General features: G+C 67.8%; 19 protein-coding genes. 14 read left to right on the top strand and 5 right to left on the bottom strand.

The annotated features are described in order from the left end of the window. Window positions 1–5 precede the first annotated feature (5 nt). Together D106_RS0113495 and D106_RS0113490 are read right to left on the bottom strand one after the other, a co-directional pair. Window positions 6–893, bottom strand: a complete 888-nt coding sequence (locus tag D106_RS0113495) for a LysR family transcriptional regulator (RefSeq protein WP_255349379.1) — start codon at window positions 891–893, stop codon at window positions 6–8. 40 nt (window positions 894–933) lie between these two features. Then, window positions 934–1,323: a hypothetical protein gene (locus tag D106_RS0113490; RefSeq protein WP_018866144.1), complete on the bottom strand. Its 390-nt coding sequence runs from the start codon at window positions 1,321–1,323 to the stop codon at window positions 934–936. Between the two features lie 64 nt (window positions 1,324–1,387). Here D106_RS0113490 and sohB point away from each other — a divergent pair, with 64 nt between their 5' ends. The 6 genes from sohB (at window position 1,388) to D106_RS0113460 (ending at window position 6,360) form a co-directional block, all read left to right on the top strand. After that, on the top strand, window positions 1,388–2,476 hold the full coding sequence (gene sohB / locus D106_RS0113485) for a protease SohB (protein WP_018880357.1): 1,089 nt from the start codon (window positions 1,388–1,390) through the stop codon (window positions 2,474–2,476). A gap of 77 nt (window positions 2,477–2,553) precedes the next feature. Then, a complete protein-coding gene (locus D106_RS0113480) occupies window positions 2,554–3,057 on the top strand; it encodes a DsrE family protein (RefSeq protein ID WP_018866142.1) in 504 nt (167 codons plus the stop codon). Between the two features lie 265 nt (window positions 3,058–3,322). Then, window positions 3,323–3,787 (top strand): DUF302 domain-containing protein, encoded by a 465-nt coding sequence (locus D106_RS0113475; protein WP_018880356.1) that lies wholly within the window; start codon window positions 3,323–3,325, stop codon window positions 3,785–3,787. A gap of 97 nt (window positions 3,788–3,884) precedes the next feature. Beyond that, window positions 3,885–4,388: an ATP-dependent zinc protease gene (locus D106_RS0113470; protein WP_018880355.1), complete on the top strand. Its 504-nt coding sequence runs from the start codon at window positions 3,885–3,887 to the stop codon at window positions 4,386–4,388. Continuing rightward, entirely contained in the window at window positions 4,385–5,290 is a 906-nt protein-coding gene (gene rimK, locus D106_RS0113465) for a 30S ribosomal protein S6--L-glutamate ligase (RefSeq protein ID WP_018876384.1), read from the top strand. The genes D106_RS0113470 and rimK overlap by 4 nt, the downstream gene beginning before the upstream one ends. Continuing rightward, on the top strand, window positions 5,290–6,360 hold the full coding sequence (locus D106_RS0113460) for a succinylglutamate desuccinylase/aspartoacylase family protein (protein WP_018866138.1): 1,071 nt from the start codon (window positions 5,290–5,292) through the stop codon (window positions 6,358–6,360). The genes rimK and D106_RS0113460 overlap by 1 nt, the downstream gene beginning before the upstream one ends. A gap of 26 nt (window positions 6,361–6,386) precedes the next feature. Here the strand turns inward: D106_RS0113460 and D106_RS0113455 are convergent, their stop codons facing one another. The 3 genes from D106_RS0113455 to D106_RS0113440 form a co-directional block, all read right to left on the bottom strand. Beyond that, a complete protein-coding gene (locus D106_RS0113455; protein ID WP_018866137.1) occupies window positions 6,387–6,824 on the bottom strand; it encodes a nucleoside deaminase in 438 nt (145 codons plus the stop codon). A 101-nt stretch (window positions 6,825–6,925) separates the two neighbouring features. After that, the gene (locus D106_RS0113450) at window positions 6,926–7,987 is read right to left on the bottom strand and encodes a GGDEF domain-containing protein (RefSeq protein ID WP_018880354.1); all 1,062 of its coding nucleotides are present in this window, start codon (window positions 7,985–7,987) and stop codon (window positions 6,926–6,928) included. Between the two features lie 223 nt (window positions 7,988–8,210). After that, the gene (locus tag D106_RS0113440) at window positions 8,211–8,684 is read right to left on the bottom strand and encodes an aminoacyl-tRNA deacylase (protein WP_018876381.1); all 474 of its coding nucleotides are present in this window, start codon (window positions 8,682–8,684) and stop codon (window positions 8,211–8,213) included. A 93-nt stretch (window positions 8,685–8,777) separates the two neighbouring features. On the opposite strand from D106_RS0113440, the gene D106_RS0113435 reads away from it, so the two are divergent. The 8 genes from D106_RS0113435 to D106_RS0113395 all read left to right on the top strand — a co-directional run. Beyond that, on the top strand, window positions 8,778–9,782 hold the full coding sequence (locus D106_RS0113435) for an LLM class flavin-dependent oxidoreductase (RefSeq protein WP_018880353.1): 1,005 nt from the start codon (window positions 8,778–8,780) through the stop codon (window positions 9,780–9,782). 85 nt (window positions 9,783–9,867) lie between these two features. Next, window positions 9,868–10,401 (top strand): macro domain-containing protein, encoded by a 534-nt coding sequence (locus D106_RS0113430; RefSeq protein WP_018880352.1) that lies wholly within the window; start codon window positions 9,868–9,870, stop codon window positions 10,399–10,401. Further along, window positions 10,398–11,807 carry a nicotinate phosphoribosyltransferase gene (locus D106_RS0113425; RefSeq protein WP_018880351.1) on the top strand — a complete coding sequence of 470 codons (1,410 nt, stop codon included), beginning with the start codon at window positions 10,398–10,400 and terminating at the stop codon, window positions 11,805–11,807. Before D106_RS0113430 ends, D106_RS0113425 begins: the two co-directional genes overlap by 4 nt. Continuing rightward, the gene (locus D106_RS0113420) at window positions 11,804–12,382 is read left to right on the top strand and encodes an isochorismatase family protein (protein WP_018880350.1); all 579 of its coding nucleotides are present in this window, start codon (window positions 11,804–11,806) and stop codon (window positions 12,380–12,382) included. The genes D106_RS0113425 and D106_RS0113420 overlap by 4 nt, the downstream gene beginning before the upstream one ends. Beyond that, window positions 12,375–12,992 carry a phosphoribosyltransferase gene (locus D106_RS0113415; RefSeq protein WP_018877594.1) on the top strand — a complete coding sequence of 206 codons (618 nt, stop codon included), beginning with the start codon at window positions 12,375–12,377 and terminating at the stop codon, window positions 12,990–12,992. Before D106_RS0113420 ends, D106_RS0113415 begins: the two co-directional genes overlap by 8 nt. A gap of 319 nt (window positions 12,993–13,311) precedes the next feature. Beyond that, entirely contained in the window at window positions 13,312–14,508 is a 1,197-nt protein-coding gene (gene trpB / locus D106_RS0113405) for a tryptophan synthase subunit beta (RefSeq protein ID WP_018866128.1), read from the top strand. A 121-nt stretch (window positions 14,509–14,629) separates the two neighbouring features. Then, a complete protein-coding gene (locus D106_RS0113400) occupies window positions 14,630–14,896 on the top strand; it encodes a DksA/TraR family C4-type zinc finger protein (protein ID WP_018876375.1) in 267 nt (88 codons plus the stop codon). A 142-nt stretch (window positions 14,897–15,038) separates the two neighbouring features. Next, a partial coding sequence (locus D106_RS0113395; protein WP_018880348.1) for an IS481 family transposase occupies window positions 15,039–15,784 on the top strand: 746 nt, incomplete at its 3' end.

The following is a 15,784-nucleotide window of genomic DNA, read 5'->3' as shown; positions in this document are numbered from 1 at the left end:
CCTGACTATGAAGGCTCGCCTCGGAAACCCTGTTCCAGTGCTGCCATCAGGGACTGGCTGGCCACGCCGGCGCGGTCACGATCGGCATGCGTAATGTAGAACGGCACCCGGTGGCGCGCCCCGGCCTCCAGATCCAATTCGACCAGGCGGCCGTCGGCAAGATCCCCCGCGATGCGATCCTCCGGCACCCAGGCGAACCCGATGCCCGAACGCAGGATCTCGCAGGCCGTGCCCATGTGCGAGACCGTCCAGCGCTGGTCCGCCTCGACCCAGCCGCCCTGGCCACCTCCCTGGTCGCCGGAATCGCGCACCACCACCTGGCGGTGTGCCTGCAGATCGCGCCGGGTCAGGGCCGCTTCCGCCTGGGCGAGGGGATGCGAGGGATGCGCGACGCAGACCATCGACAACTCGCCCAGACAGCTCCCGAGATAACCGGAAGGCAGTTCCGGCCCCAGCAGAATGTCCACGGCCGCTTCCCGGAGCATGTCCGGCCCCCCGCTCAGCACCACCTCGTGCAGCTGGATCCGGGTGGCCGGGTAGGCCTTCGAGAAGGTCTCCAGCGCCCGGATCACCGGCTCGCGCGGCAGCAGCTGATCCACTGCCAGCCGGATCTCGGATTCCACCCCTGCCGCCAGCGCGCCGGCCAGGTTCTCGATCTCCGCCGCCTCTTCGAGCAGATGCCCGGCCCGGCGCAAAAGCGCCTCGCCCGCCGGGGTGAGTACGGCCTTGCGGCCCTGCACCTCGAAGACATCCACCCCCAGCTGCTCTTCCAGCTTCTGCACCGCATGGTTGATGCTCGACGGACTCTTGTGCACCCGTTCGGCGGCACGCGCAAAGCCGCCGGCCTCCACCACCGCCTGCAGCATCCGCCACTGTTCAAGGGTGACACGCATCAATCGGCCCGCTCGGGCAGGCCCATGGGGCCGCGCCCTGTCAGTGTTCGTCGGGGCATCCGCAACCCGGGTTATGAGTGCGCGCATGCCATTCCTCGCGCAGGCGGGTATAGGCGGCGCCGGTCAGCAGTACCAGGTGTACGGTGGAGGGATAGATTCGGCCATCCAGGCGCAGGGTCTCGGTCAGTTCGGGGTGGCTGCCTTCGGGGATGTAGAAGAAATCCACGCCCTCGCGCAGCTGGTCCTTGCGTGCCTTGAACAGGCGAAAGGCCGTGCCCTTGGGCACCCCGTTCCAGTCGTCGATCTGGCGCAGGCTCAGCGTGGCATACCCGGCGTGAATGATCGGCTCGGGAACCGGACCGGCCGCGGAACCTTCCTGGCCGTGAAACCGTCCCGCGCTCCGGGGGTCTTCAACTGTATCGGTATCCATGCTGGCATTATGCACACACCGCCTTCGCGGCTCACCACGCAACCCCATTCAACCGGGACACGAAATGGAATTTCTGCAGGAATACGGACTCTTCCTCGCCAAGGCCGCCACGGCCGTAATCGCCGCGCTCATCGTGCTGAGTGCGTTCGCCGGCCTGCTCGCCCGCTCGCGCGAGCGACGGCCGGACCGCCTGCAGGTCAAGCGCCTGAACGACCGCTTCGAGCGCATGGAGAAAACCGTGCGCCGAGCCGTTGAACGCCGCCGTGGTCGGCTCGAGCGCCTGCGCGCCTGGAGCCGTCGCAAGCTGGGGCGAGCCCACGATGCCCCGTCGCAGGCGGAAGGATCGGGGAGCGCGGACATGACGCAATCTGGCGATGCGCCTCCGGACGACGGTTCGACGACCGAACGCCCCCGCGTGTACGTGCTGCGTTTCGACGGCGACATCCGCGCCTCCAGTGTCGAAAGCCTGCGCGAGGAAGTCACCGCGATCCTCACGATGGCGCGGCCGGACCAGGACCGGGCGATTGTCTGCCTGGAAAGTCCAGGGGGCCTGGTCCCCTCCTACGGGCTGGCCGCCGCCCAGCTGGCCCGCCTGCGCGAAGGGGGTCTGGACCTGACCGTGGCCGTGGACCGCGTGGCCGCCAGCGGCGGCTACATGATGGCGGCGGTCGGTCACCGCATCGTGGCCGCTCCCTTCGCGGTGCTGGGCTCGATCGGCGTGGTCGCGCAGATTCCCAATTTTCACCGCTGGCTGTCACGCAACGACATCGACGTCGAACTGCTGACCGCCGGCGAGTACAAGCGCACCCTGACCATGCTGGGCGAGAACACCGACGAGGGCCGCAAGAAGTTCCGCGAACAACTGGAAGAGGCGCATGAGCTGTTCAAGACCTTCCTGGCCCGCTACCGCCCGCAACTGGACCTGGACCAGGTCGCCACCGGGGAACACTGGTACGGCGAACAGGCCCGCGAGATGGGGCTGGCCGACGAACTGCGCACCAGCGATGACCTGCTGCTGGAACTGACCCGCGAGGCGGACGTATTCGAACTGACCTATCACCGTCCCCAGACGCTGGGCCGGCGCATCACCTTCGCGATGGAATCGGTCCTCGAGCGCGTACTGCGGAATCAGGGGCCCGAGACCCGCATGTAGCGTCCCGCGTCGCAAGGAACGTTTCGCTACGGCAAAGCGTCCACCCTCCACGAGGCAAAGCAACCAAGGAGCCACTCATGAACCGGAAAAACCGTCCCGTAACCCGACTGCTGCTGATCCTGCTGGCCGCCGTCAGCCTGCTGGCCCTCCCCCTCGTCGCCGGCGCGGATGACAACCTGCCGTGGGGTTCCGCCGAGAAGATGGATCGCCCCTACGAGCCCCGCAAGGTGGTCTATGACGTCTACACCAGCAGCCCGCGCGAGCTGGAAATGGTGCTGGATCGGGTGAGCATGCTGAACAATGTCTACGAGGCCGACCCGTTCGAATCGCACATCGTGATGGTGCTGCACGGGCAGGAAGTGCCTTACTTCACCCGCGACGAATTCGACGAGCACGAAGAACTGATGCGCCGCGCCCGGTCGCTGACACAGGCCGGCAATATCGAGTTCCGCATGTGCGAAGCCTCCGCCCGCCTGCGCGGGATCGAGCTCGAGGACATCCACGGCTTCGTGAACGTCGTGCCGATGGCCGACGCCGAGATCATCGAACTGCAGCATGAAGGCTACCTGCTGATGCAGTGACGCAGGCCTCGGCACCTGCCGCCCTCTGGCGGACGCCGGAGCCTTTTTTCCGGCCGCTCGAACATAGCCGGCGTCCGCCCGCCCCGGCAGACTGCCCCCCCGAATTCAGGCCCCGAACCGACCATCGTCGCGAGGGGCCCTGCAAAATCTGTATCGATCGTCTACCTTCCCCGCCTTGGGTTTTCCACGCAGGTGCAACCCGGGGCAACGCCCCACCGCTCTCCGGCCCGACCTGTTCGATTCTCCCCGAGACAAGGACCTCGTCATGAAAAAGACTCTGCTCACTGCCCTGCTGCCCCTGGCCCTGACCGCGACACCGGCGCTGGCCGTCGACGTCCCCGGCATGATCGCCAAGGCCAGCCCGCATTCGACCTCCGAGACCCTGGATCGGCTGGAGAACGCGCTCGCAGCCAACGACGTCGGCGTCGCCCTGCGCTGGGACCATGCGGCAAAGGCCGACGGTGTGGACATCGACCTCGGTCCTACCGAACTCCTGCTGTTCGGCAACCCGGCACTGGGCAGCCACATGTTCACCAGCCAGCAGACCGCGGGCATCGACCTGCCGATGAAGGCGCTGGCCTGGACCGATGACGACGGCCAGACCTGGCTGGCCTACAACGACCCGGAATGGATGGCCGAACGCCACGGAATCGACGACCGGGACGACATCCTGGACACCATGAGCAATGCGCTGGACAACCTGACCAACGCGGCCATCGCGGAGGACTGAGCCCTCCTCGGGGTCACATGCAACCAAGTGTCCCCGGCCGCTCGCAGCGGGCGGGTGATTCGCTATAGTGAGGCTTCCACCCGCACCGGGAGCCGACGTGGATCACCCGTCCCCTTCCAGCCAAACTACACCGCAAACCCGCGAGGCGCCCATCCTCGGCTGGCGCGAATGGGTCGGGCTCCCCGATCTCGGGATCCCCGCCATCAAGTGCAAGGTCGATACCGGCGCGCGCAGCTCTGCGCTCCACACCTTCCACATCGAGCCGTTCACCCGTGACGGTCACGAATGGGTACGCTTCGGCATTCACCCTCACCAGCACGACGCCACAACCGAGGTCTGGTGCGAGGCCCCGGTACTGGACATCCGCCGCGTCACCGACTCCGGCGGACACAGCGGCGATCGCTATTTCATCACCACCCGCGTGCAACTGGGCCCGCTGCTGTTGCCCGTTGAGCTTTCCCTGACCAGCCGCGATACCATGCTCTTTCGCATGTTGCTTGGCCGCGAGGCCATGCGGGGTCGCTTCCTGGTCGATCCCCAGGCCTCGTTCATTGCCAGCCATCGTCCGTCCACCCCGACAGCCCAGCAGGCGCCTGAATGAAACTCGGCATCCTCTCGCGTAACAGCAAGCTCTACTCCACCCGACGCCTGGTCGAGGCCGCCGACCAGCGGGGCCACGAGGTCCGTGTGGTGGACCCGCTGCGCTGCTACATGAACATCACCGCGCACAACCCGCAGATCCACTACAAGGGTGACATCCTCGACCAGTTCAACGCGGTCATCCCGCGCATCGGGGCGTCCATCACGTTCTACGGCACCGCCGTGCTGCGCCAGTTCGAGATGATGAACGTCTATCCGCTGAACGAGTCCGTCGGCATCTCGCGCTCGCGCGACAAGCTGCGCAGCCTGCAGCTCCTGTCGCGCCGCGGTATCGGCCTGCCGGTCACCGGGTTTGCACACTCGCCGGACGACATCGACGACCTGCTGGCCACCGTGGGCGGCGCGCCCTGCGTGATCAAGCTGCTGGAAGGCACCCAGGGCCTTGGGGTGGTACTGGCCGAGACCAAGCAGGCGGCCGAGAGTGTCATCCAGGCCTTCATGGGCCTGAAGCAGCACATCCTGGTGCAGGAATACATCAAGGAGGCCAAGGGCTCGGACATCCGCTGCTTCGTGATCGGCGACAAGGTCGTCGCCGCCATGAAGCGCCAGGCGAAGGAAGGCGAGTTCCGCTCCAACCTGCACCGTGGCGGCAGCGCCACGCTGTGCCGCATTACCCCGGAAGAACGCGCCACCGCCGTGCGCGCGGCCAAGGTGATGGGGCTGAACGTCTGCGGTGTGGACCTGCTGCGCTCCAACCACGGCGCAGTGGTCATGGAGGTCAACTCGTCGCCCGGCCTGGAAGGCATCGAGAACGCCTCCGGCAAGGACGTGGCGGGCATGATCATCGACTTCATCGAGAAGAACGCCAAGCCCAACCGGACCAAGACCAAGGGCCGCGGCTAATGGCGACTCCGCGGGCCGTTCGCAACGACCCGATCACGATCGGCGGCATCACCGTCCGCCCGGGCGAACGCCGCACGGTGGAGCTGGAACTGGGGGCGCTGTACACCCACACACCCACCAACATGCCGGTTCAGGTCCTGTGCGGCCGGCGCAAGGGGCCGGTGCTGTTCGTCAGTGCCGCCATCCACGGCGACGAGATCAACGGCGTCGAGATCATCCGCCGCCTGCTCAAGGTGCCCGCCCTGCGGCGCATGAAGGGCACCCTGATCGCCGTGCCCGTGGTGAACATGCACGGCTTCATCAACCAGAGCCGCTACCTGCCCGACCGGCGCGACCTGAATCGCTGTTTTCCGGGATCACAGAAGGGCTCGCTGGGCGCCCGGGTCGCGCGGCTGTTCATGCGCGAGATCGTCCAGCGCTGCACGCACGGAATCGACCTCCATACCGGCGCCATCCACCGGTCCAACCTGCCACAGATCCGCGCCAACCTGGACCATACGGAAACCCGCGAGCTCGCCCGCGCCTTCGGCGCACCGGTAATCCTCAACTCCGCGCTGCGCGACGGCTCCCTGCGCGAGGCGGCCGCGGAACGCCAGATCCCGATCCTGCTCTACGAGGCCGGCGAGGCCTTGCGCTTCGACGAGCTCTCCATCCGCGGCGGGGTACACGGCATCATCGAGGTCATGCGCCACCTGGAGATGCTCCCGGCCGTGCGCCGGCGCCCGCGCAAGGAGCCCATCATGGCCCGCACCAGCGGCTGGGTCCGGGCGCCGCAAAGCGGCATCCTGCGGACCTTCGTGCGCCAGGGCGATCGCGTCGTCCGCGACCAGACCCGGCTGGCCATCGTCTCCGACCCCTTCGGCGAGACCGAGACCGAGATCCTCGCCCCCGCCTCCGGCATCATCATCGGCGAACTCAACCTGCCGCTGATCAACGAGGGCGACGCCCTGTTCCACATCGCCCAGTTCAACCGCACCGACCTGGCCGTGGAACGCCTCGAAAGCTTCCAGGAAAACCTGGAGGCGAGCGACTATCCCTACGCCGATCCGCCCCCGCGCGAAGGCCCCTGAGCCCGCACACCCGCCGGAAGGTGGTGTCAGTGGCCGATGTCCTCGTGCCACAGTTCGGGGTGGTTCTCGATAAACGACCGCATCAGTTCGCGGCAGCCCGGGTCCTGCACCACATCCACCTGAATGCCGTGCCCGCGCAGCCAGTCCTCCTCACCGAGAAAGGACTCATTCTCGCCAATGATCACGTGCGGAATACCGTAGAGAACGATGGCCCCGCTGCACATCGCGCAGGGCGACAGCGTCGTGTAGAGCGTGCACTCGCGGTATACCTGCGCGGGCTGTCGCCCGGCGTTCTCCAGCGCATCCATCTCGGCATGCAGGATGGCACTGCCCTGCTGCACGCGCCGGTTGTGTCCGCGCCCGATCACCTCGCCCCGGTGCACCAGCACCGAACCAATCGGGATCCCCGCCTCACCGAGGCCTTCGCGCGCCTCGTCCAGCGCCATCTCCAGAAACGGATCCATCGTCGTCATCCACTCGCCTCCGAGGCCACTCGTCCCGTGTACGGTTCCACCGCCCGAAGCCCGACTGCATGCGCCCTCGCGGGGCAGGGGAACCCGCTTCCTTATGCTTCGTTACGACCCTCGACACCCGCCGCCAGCACCCGGTTGCGGCCGGCCTGCTTGGCCCGGTAAAGCGCACGGTCGGCCTGCTGTACTGCGGCGTCAAACTGCCCCCGCCTGGGCAGTTCCGCAACCCCGGCACTGAACGACAGGGAGCGGGTCTCGCCGGCGAGGACGATGGGTGTCCGCGCGAATCCCTCCCGGATATCGTCCAGCAGCGCACGGGCACTGGAACCGGACGTGGACGTCAGCAGGATCAGGAACTCCTCGCCGCCCCAGCGACACAGGAGATCCCGACCCTTGCAGTGTCGCTGCAGATGATCCGCGACGGACCGAATCACCACATCGCCCGCATCGTGGCCACAGGCATCGTTGATCTGCTTGAAGTGATCCAGATCGAGAAGAGCAACGGCCGCCGGGAAGGCCTCGTCCTCCATGGTCCGCGTGGCCTCTTCCAGCCCCCGCCGATTCAACAGGCCGGTCAGCGGATCATGGCGGGCATCCACGCTGAGCTGATCATGTGTATCCGTGATCGCCCGGTAGGACCGTACACGCATCCACTCGGCAAGGATCGCCATCAGGCATAGTGCCGCCAGCCCGACCAGGATCCTGGGCTTTTGCACGGGATCGTATTCGTACACGGCCGGGAACGGGCCGTACAGGCCCAGCGCCATCACCCCCATCAGCAGGGTGCACAGCGCGAACGCCCCTCGAACCGTGCTGAAACCGGCCATGACCATGATCATGACCACCGGGAACGCAAAAAAGACGCCGGACCCCTCGACGCCTCCCGACAATGTCAGGTAGAGCGCCAGCACGAATGCCTGGCCCGCGAAGAAGTAGCTGACTTCGCGCGCATGGGCCTGTGTCAGGCGGTTGTACAACAGAAGGCTCAAGCACAAAACGGCGTTCAGCAACAGGATTGCCGCCAGCCCGTTACGTGCCTCCAGGAGCGAGAGGATGCCGAACACCACCAGGATGAGCGATCCGGCGCTGGCGAACAGTGCAACCAGCAGCCCCCGCCGGCTGGCCTCGATCTCCTCCGGTGTCTGACCGAAATGCATGATGCCCCCCGTGCGAGCCCCGCAAGGCGTCCCTGACCGCGTCGGTGTGTCGCTTGTAGCGAGAGCCAGATTGATTCAGACGCGCACTCCGACCCTCGGCTCGCTCAAGAAGCCGCCCGAGTACTCGCTATGCGCGATCCGTCCCCCAAACCCGGCCAGCAGTACCTGTAAGACGGGACGGAGGGGCCGAATCATCCGGGGTCATCCGGGCCGATGCAACCGGTCAGACGTGGGCGCTGAAGTCGCCGCGGCGGGGCTGGCCGAGGAGGTAGAGGAAATCCGCCTCGCGCAGGTGCACGAGGGATTCGTGGTCGCCGGCCTCGAGATACACGTCGCGCTGCTCCAGCAGACTTTCGTCCACCAGGGTCTCCAGCCCGAAGGCCGGCCCAAGGGCGGGGATGGCGCCGCGTTCGCAGTCGGCAAACACGCGGGCCACCTCGTCCTCGGTGGCCAGGCCCACATGCTCGCCCAGCAGCCGGTGCAGGCGTCCCAGTTTCACGCGGCGCGTGGCCGGCACGATGGCCAGGCGGTACTGCCCGTCCTCCTCGACCAGCAGCACCGCCTTGGCCACGGCGTCCCCCGGCACATGGGCCGCTTCGGCCGTGCGGCTGGCCGAGTCGGAATGCGGATGGTGCACGACCTGGTAGGTCACCGCATGCTCGTCGAGAAAGTTGTTCAGGGTCCTGGAAATACTCATGGCGCGCCCTCCGGCAAGGCCTTAACCCGACTATAGACCCCACCGGCAACGCCGGCGGCTGCGCCCGACACCCGCGCCGGTACAATCGCACCCATGACCGCGTTCTCCGTCCTCGACCTGGCCCCGATCACCGCCAATGGCGACACCGGCCGGGCGCTGCACAACACCCTGGATCTGGCGCGCCACGCCGAGATGCTGGGCTTCCGGCGCTACTGGCTGGCAGAGCACCACAACATGCCCGGCATCGCGAGCGCCGCCACCGCCGTCGTGATCGGCCAGGTCGCGGCCGCCACCGAACAGATCCGGGTGGGTGCCGGCGGCATCATGCTGCCGAACCATGCACCCCTGGTGGTCGCCGAACAGTTCGGGACCCTGAACGCCCTGTACCCCGGCCGCATCGACCTGGGACTGGGCCGGGCACCCGGGACCGATCCGACCACGGCCCGCGCCCTGCGCCGTGCCCCGGACATCGACCCCGAGGAATTCCCCCGGGACGTCGCCGAGGTGCTCGGCTACCTGGACGATCCGCAGCCGGACCAGGTGATCCGCGCCATCCCCGGCGCCGGCCAGCAGGTGCCCGTCTGGATCCTGGGTTCCAGCCTGTTCGGCGCCCAGCTGGCGGCCCGCATGGGACTGCCCTACGCATTCGCCTCGCACTTCGCTCCCGGGCAACTGATGGACGCACTGGCGCTGTACCGGAATCAGTTCCGACCGTCCGCATGGCTGGACCGCCCCTACGCGATGCTCGGCTACAACGTGTACGCCGCCGACACCGACGACGCGGCCCGCACCCTGGCCAGCTCCATGGAACAGGCGTTCATCAGCCTGCGTCGCGGGCGCCCGGAACCGACCCAGCCCCCCGTCGAGGGCTACCGCGAGCGGCTCGACCGCGCCGAACGCGCGATCGTCGAGCAGACCATGGCCTGCTCCGCGATCGGCGCACCGGACACGGTGGAGACCGAGATCCGCCGGTTTCTCGAGCAGACCGGCGCTGACGAATTGATCGTCACCACCTCCACCTTCGATCACGCGGCGCGACGGCGCTCGCTGGAACTGACCGCGGCGGTACGCGACCGGCTCGCCGGGGACGCTCGCTGAGACGCGGTTCACCCGATTGGGACGAGTGCCCTATGCTTGGATCAGGGGCCGGCCAGGCCACGGGCATTCCGGACAAGGGGAACACATGCGGGTCAAGGTTCACGGCGTCACCATCGAATGCACCACCGGCGACATCGCCGCGCAACGCGACATGGATGCGGTGGTCAACGCCGCCAATGCCTGGCTGCGACCGGGCGGTGGTGTGGCCGGAGCCATCCACCGTGCCGCGGGCCCGGGGCTGGAGCGTGAATGCCAGCCGCTGGCGCCGATCGAACCGGGTCAGGCCGTTCTGACCGACGGCCACAACCTGCCCAACCGCTTCGTGATCCACTGCCTCGGGCCGGTCTACGGGCATGACGAGCCGGCCAGCCGACTGCTGGCCGACTGCTACCGCAATGCCCTGCTCCGGGCGGAAGAGGCCGGGGTCTACGGCATCGCCTTTCCGGCCTTGTCCACCGGGGCGTTCGGCTATCCCGTCGAGGAGGCCGCCCGGATCGCTCTGCAGACGGTCATTGGCGCCACCCCGCGTCTGGACGCCGTCGGCCACATCCGCTTCGTCCTGCACACCGAGGCCGATCGCGAGATCCACGCGCAGATCCTGGAAGAGCTGACGGCATGACCGGCGCCGGGCACGCAACCGCCCCGTACACCCCTGGCCTGGCGCTGTTCACGGACCTCTACGAACTCACCATGCTTCAGGCCTACTACGAGGAGAACCTGCACGAACCCGCAGTCTTCAGCCTGTTCGTGCGCCGCCTGCCGCAGCGCCGCAACTATCTGCTGGCCTGCGGGCTGGACACCGTCCTGCAACAGCTCGAAGACCTGCGCTTCGAATTGTCGGATCTCGACTATCTGGCCGGCCTCGACCGCTTCTCCGACCGGTTCCTGCGCTGGCTGGAGGCCTTCCGTTTCACCGGGTCGGTCCGCGCCGTGCCCGAGGGCACCCCGGTGTTCGCCAACGAACCGATCCTGGAGGTCACCGCGCCGCTCCCCGAGGCCCAGCTGATCGAGACCCTGGTGATGAACCAGATCCACCTGCAGACGGTACAGGCGAGCAAGGCCGCCCGCCTGGTGACCGCGGCCGGGGAGCGGCAGGTCGTGGACTTCGGCGCCCGCCGCATGCACGGGCTGGACGCCGCCCTGAAGGGCGCGCGCGCCTTCCATATCGCCGGCGTCGCCAGCACGTCCAATGTCCTGGCGGGCAAGCGCTACGGTGTGCCGGTGAGCGGCACCATGGCCCACAGCTACATCCAGGCGCACGAGGACGAAGCCGAGGCCTTCGCCGCCTTTGCCCGCCTCTATCCGGACACGGTGCTGCTGGTGGACACCTACGACACCCTCGAAGGCGTGCGCCGGGTCATCCAGCTCGGCCATGAACGGGGCGAGGCCTTCCGCGTTCGGGCCATCCGCCTGGACTCCGGTGATCTCGGAACACTGGCCCGCCAAGCCCGGGCGATGCTGGACGACGCCGGACTGCAGCAGGTCGGGATCTTCGCCAGCGGCGGCCTCGACGAACACGCGATCGCCGAGTTGCTGGCACGGGACACACCCATCGACGCCTTCGGCGTCGGCACCAGCATGGGCATCTCCACCGACGTGCCGGACCTGGATATCGCCTACAAGCTGGCCGAGTACGCCGGAGAAGGCCGCCTCAAGCTCTCCAGCGGCAAACCCATCCTGCCGGGCGCCAAGCAGATCTTCCGACGCCAGGAAGGCGGCCGGTTCGCGGGCGACATCATTGCCCGCCACAACGAAAGCCAGCCCGGGGAACCGTTACTGCGGCCGGTGATGCACGGGGGTCAGCGCCTGCCCGCGCATCCGCGCGATCTGGACACGCTGCGCGACCACGCGCGGGAACAGCGGGCGCAACTGCCCCCCGCGATCCGCGCCATCGAGCCCGCGGAGACACCCTACCCCGTGTCCGTCAGCCCGGCGCTACAGGCACACCAGAATGCGGTCACCCGCGCCATACGCGCCCGGCACGCCACATCCGGCCAGCGGAAACACCAAGGGGGAGTCCCATGACAGACGATCCGCGCCACCAGCTTCAGACCGGGGATGCCCTGCTGGTCGTCGACGTGCAGAACGATTTCTGCCCCGGCGGGGCCCTGGCCATCGATCACGGCGACACCGTCATCCCGGTGCTCAACCGCTGGCTTGAGGCCGCGGACGCGCTGGGACTGCCGGTCTATGCCTCCCGCGACTGGCACCCGGCCGGCCACCCGAGCTTCCGGGAACAGGGCGGCCCCTGGCCTCCACACTGTCTGCAGGACTCGCCCGGGGCCCGGTTCCATGCGGACCTCGGGCTGCCTGCCGGCGTTATCAAGGTCACGAAGGGAACGCGCTTCGACCACGACCAGTACTCCGCGTTCGACCAGACCGGCCTGGCCGAAGAACTGCGGAAACGGGGCGTGACGCGGATCTGGCTGGGCGGGCTGGCCCTCGACGTCTGCGTGGCGGCAACAGCCGTGGACGCGCGCAACAACGGCTTTGACGTCCACCTGATCCCGCATGCCGCGCTGCCCGTTACGCCGGAGGGCGGCGCGGAGGCCCGAAAAAAGATGAAAGCCGCCGGCGTGGAGATCGCGGCGTATGCCTGAACCGAACAAGATGCCGGTCCAGCTGATCACCGTGGACGAGGTGGTCCGGGCGGCCGACGACCTGGCACACCAGGTCCTGGACAGCGGCTTCCAGCCGGACTGCATCGTGGCGATTGCCCGCGGCGGCTTCATGCCGGCGCGTTTTCTCTGCGACTTCCTCCGCGTGCACAAGCTGCTGAGCCTGAAGGTGGAACACTACACCTCGGGGGCCCGCGAGAAACAGCAGGCAGCGGTCACCATCCCGCTCGCCGGCGACGTGCGCGGCGAACGGGTCCTGCTGGTGGACGACGTCAACGACTCCGGGGACACCCTGGCGACCGCCCGCCCGCACCTGGAGGGCTTCCAGCCCGCCGCGGTACGTACCGCGGTGCTGCACGAAAAGGCCGGAACGTCCTGTCGCGCCGATTTCCACAGCCAGGCGGTACAGGAGTGGCGCTGGATCCTCTATCCCTGGGCGGTCATCGAGGATGTCGGCCAGTTTGCCCGCGAGATGGACCCGGCCCCGAACAGCCCCGCCGACCTGCACGCCCGCCTGCAGCAGGACTACGGCCTCGCGCTGAGCACCGCCGAGCTGGATCGCGTGATCCGCTACAACCGGCTCGACTACTGAGTGCGCGCGCGAACGGGGCCGCAGCTCCGCCCATCCCCTCGTCATTGCGAGGCCCCCGCAGGGGCCACGGCAATCGTTTGGAGAGGCCCCCGGATCCACCCGGCCACCGGGGCCAGCACGGAGATCGCCACGGCGCCGCGCGCCTCGCGATGACAGTGGGGTTCCTGCGCCGTGGCGCGCCCCGCAGCACAAGCCGCCGCCACCGAGTGCCCTTTCAGCACCTCGGGCTTGGCATCCCACGCCGCGCGAAGGATCATACGCCCTGGCGTCCGCGCGGACGGACCCCCTGATCGCAACCCATCCAGCATCGAGACCGCCCATGTCGTATCTCAAGGATTTCCCCAGCCCGGAAGGCTACTTCGGCGAATTCGGCGGCGCGTTCCTGCCACCGGAACTGGAACCGCATTTCGCCGAGATCAATCACGCCTACCGCACCCTGGCGCGCTCGGGCGACTTCCTGAACGAGCTGCGCTACATCCGCAAGCACTATCAGGGTCGCCCGACGCCGGTGTACTACGCCCACAACCTGAGCCGCTCGGTAGGTGCGCATATCTACCTCAAGCGTGAGGATCTGAATCACTCCGGCGCGCACAAGCTGAACCACTGCATGGGCGAGGCGCTGCTCGCCAAGCACATGGGCAAGAAGAAGCTGATCGCCGAGACCGGCGCCGGACAGCACGGCGTGGCCCTGGCCACCGCGGCGGCCTACTTCGGCATGGAGTGCGAGATTCACATGGGCGAGATCGACATCGCCAAGGAGGCCCCCAACGTCACCCGCATGAAGCTGATGGGGGCCCAGGTGGTGCCCGTCTCCTTCGGCGGCCGCTCGCTGAAGGAGGCCGTGGATTCGGCCTTCCAGTCCTACCTGTCGCAGGCGGACGAGGCCCTGTTCGCGATCGGTTCCGTGGTCGGGCCGCACCCGTTCCCGCTGATGGTGCGCAATTTCCAGTCGGTGGTGGGCATCGAGGCGCGCGAACAGTACCTGGAGATGAGCGGTGGCGAGCTTCCGGACCACGTGGTCGCCTGCGTCGGCGGCGGTTCCAACGCCATGGGCATGTTCGCCGGCTTCATCGAGGACGAACAGGTGCAGCTGAACGGCGTGGAACCGCTGGGGCGCGGCACCAAGCTCGGCGAGCACTCCGCCACCATGACCTATGGCAAGCCGGGCATGATCCACGGCTTCAAGTGCATGCTGCTGGCCGACGAGGAAGGCAACCCGGCGCCGGTGCACTCGATCGCCTCCGGGCTGGACTATCCCGGCGTCGGCCCGGAACACTCCTACCTGAAGACCACCGAACGCGTCGCCTACCACGCAATCAACGACGACGAGACCCTGGACGCCTTCTACCAGCTATCGCGGACCGAAGGGATCATCCCGGCGCTGGAAAGCGCGCATGCCGTCGCCTGGGCCATGAAACACGGACGCGAGAACCCGGGCACGACCATCCTGGCCAACCTCTCCGGACGCGGCGACAAGGACATCGACTACGTCGCCCGCGAATTCGGCCACGGATAGCCCCTGCCACGCGGGGAACAGACTACCCGGGCGGGCACGCCCCGCCCCGGCCCGCCGGAACTTCACACCCGGTCCGGGCGGTCTCAGCCTTGCAGGCATGCGCAAAAGGGAGGGCACGCGAATGGCGGGCGGATGGGCAAAGGACGGAGCGGAGCAGGAGCAGATCGACCACACGGTGGAGGATGCCCTGCAGCGCGTGCGCAGCGAACTCCCGGCCGGTGAAAGCCTGCTCGAATGCGAGGAATGCGGCGCGCGGATTCCCGAGGGACGGCGCCAGGCCCTGCCGGGCGTGCGCCTGTGCATCACCTGCCAGGAGGCGCAGGACGCCGAGCACCACGCGACCAGCCCCTACAACCGCCGCGCCTCCAAGGACAGCCAGCTGCGCTGAGGCCCCTAGGTGTGATCTCTCAATAGGTTGTCCACGGGACGACTCCGAAGGATGCTGAGTTTGCGGACTTAGCCATTCCCCAGGAGGACGCCCCGTGAACCTTCATCAAAATGCCTTAATGGGTCCCCGCAGTCGAGAGCGGATGGCTCGTCTGGTCGTGGATCACGGCCTGAGCCTTCGTGCAGCGGCCCGCGCCTTTGACGTGGATCCGAAGACCGTGCAGCGCTGGGTCCAGCGGTTCCAGGAGGCGGGCCGTTCGGGTCTTGTGGACCGTTCGTCCCGGCCGCGGCGCCAGCCGCGGCGAACCCCGCGACGGATCCAGCGGCAGGTGGTCGCCTTGCGGCGCCAGCGCTGGACCATGGATCGCATCGCGACCTTCACAAGGATCTCGAGGGCCAGCGTCAGCCGCATCCTGCGGCGCGAGGGCCTGAACCGCCTGAGCGCACTGGAGCCGGCCGAGCCACCCCGGCGCTACGAACACGAACACCCCGGCGATCTGCTCCACCTCGACATCAAGAAGCTGGCGCGCTTCCGTCACCCGGGCCACCGCGTGACCGGCGTCCGCGCCAAGGACTCCATCGGAGCGGGCTACGAGTACGTGCATGTGGCCATCGACGACCGCTCGCGCATCGCCTACAGCGAGATCCATCCCGCCGAGCGGGCCCAGGATGCGATCGCGCACCTGGAGGCGGCCGTGCGCTACTACGCCACCCTGGGGATCACCATCCGACGGGTCCTGACCGACAACGGACCCTGCTACCACGCCCGGGCGTTCAGCCAGGCCTGCCGCCGACTGGGCATCCGCCATCGCCGCACCCGGCCCTACACGCCGCGAACCAATGGCAAGGCCGAGCGCTTTATCCAGACCGCCCTGCGCGAGTGGGCCTA

This window comes from Thioalkalivibrio sp. ALE9, assembly GCF_000377445.1.
Taxonomy (GTDB): Bacteria; Pseudomonadota; Gammaproteobacteria; order Ectothiorhodospirales; family Ectothiorhodospiraceae; genus Thioalkalivibrio.
This window is presented reverse-complemented; position numbering and strand designations above follow the sequence as displayed.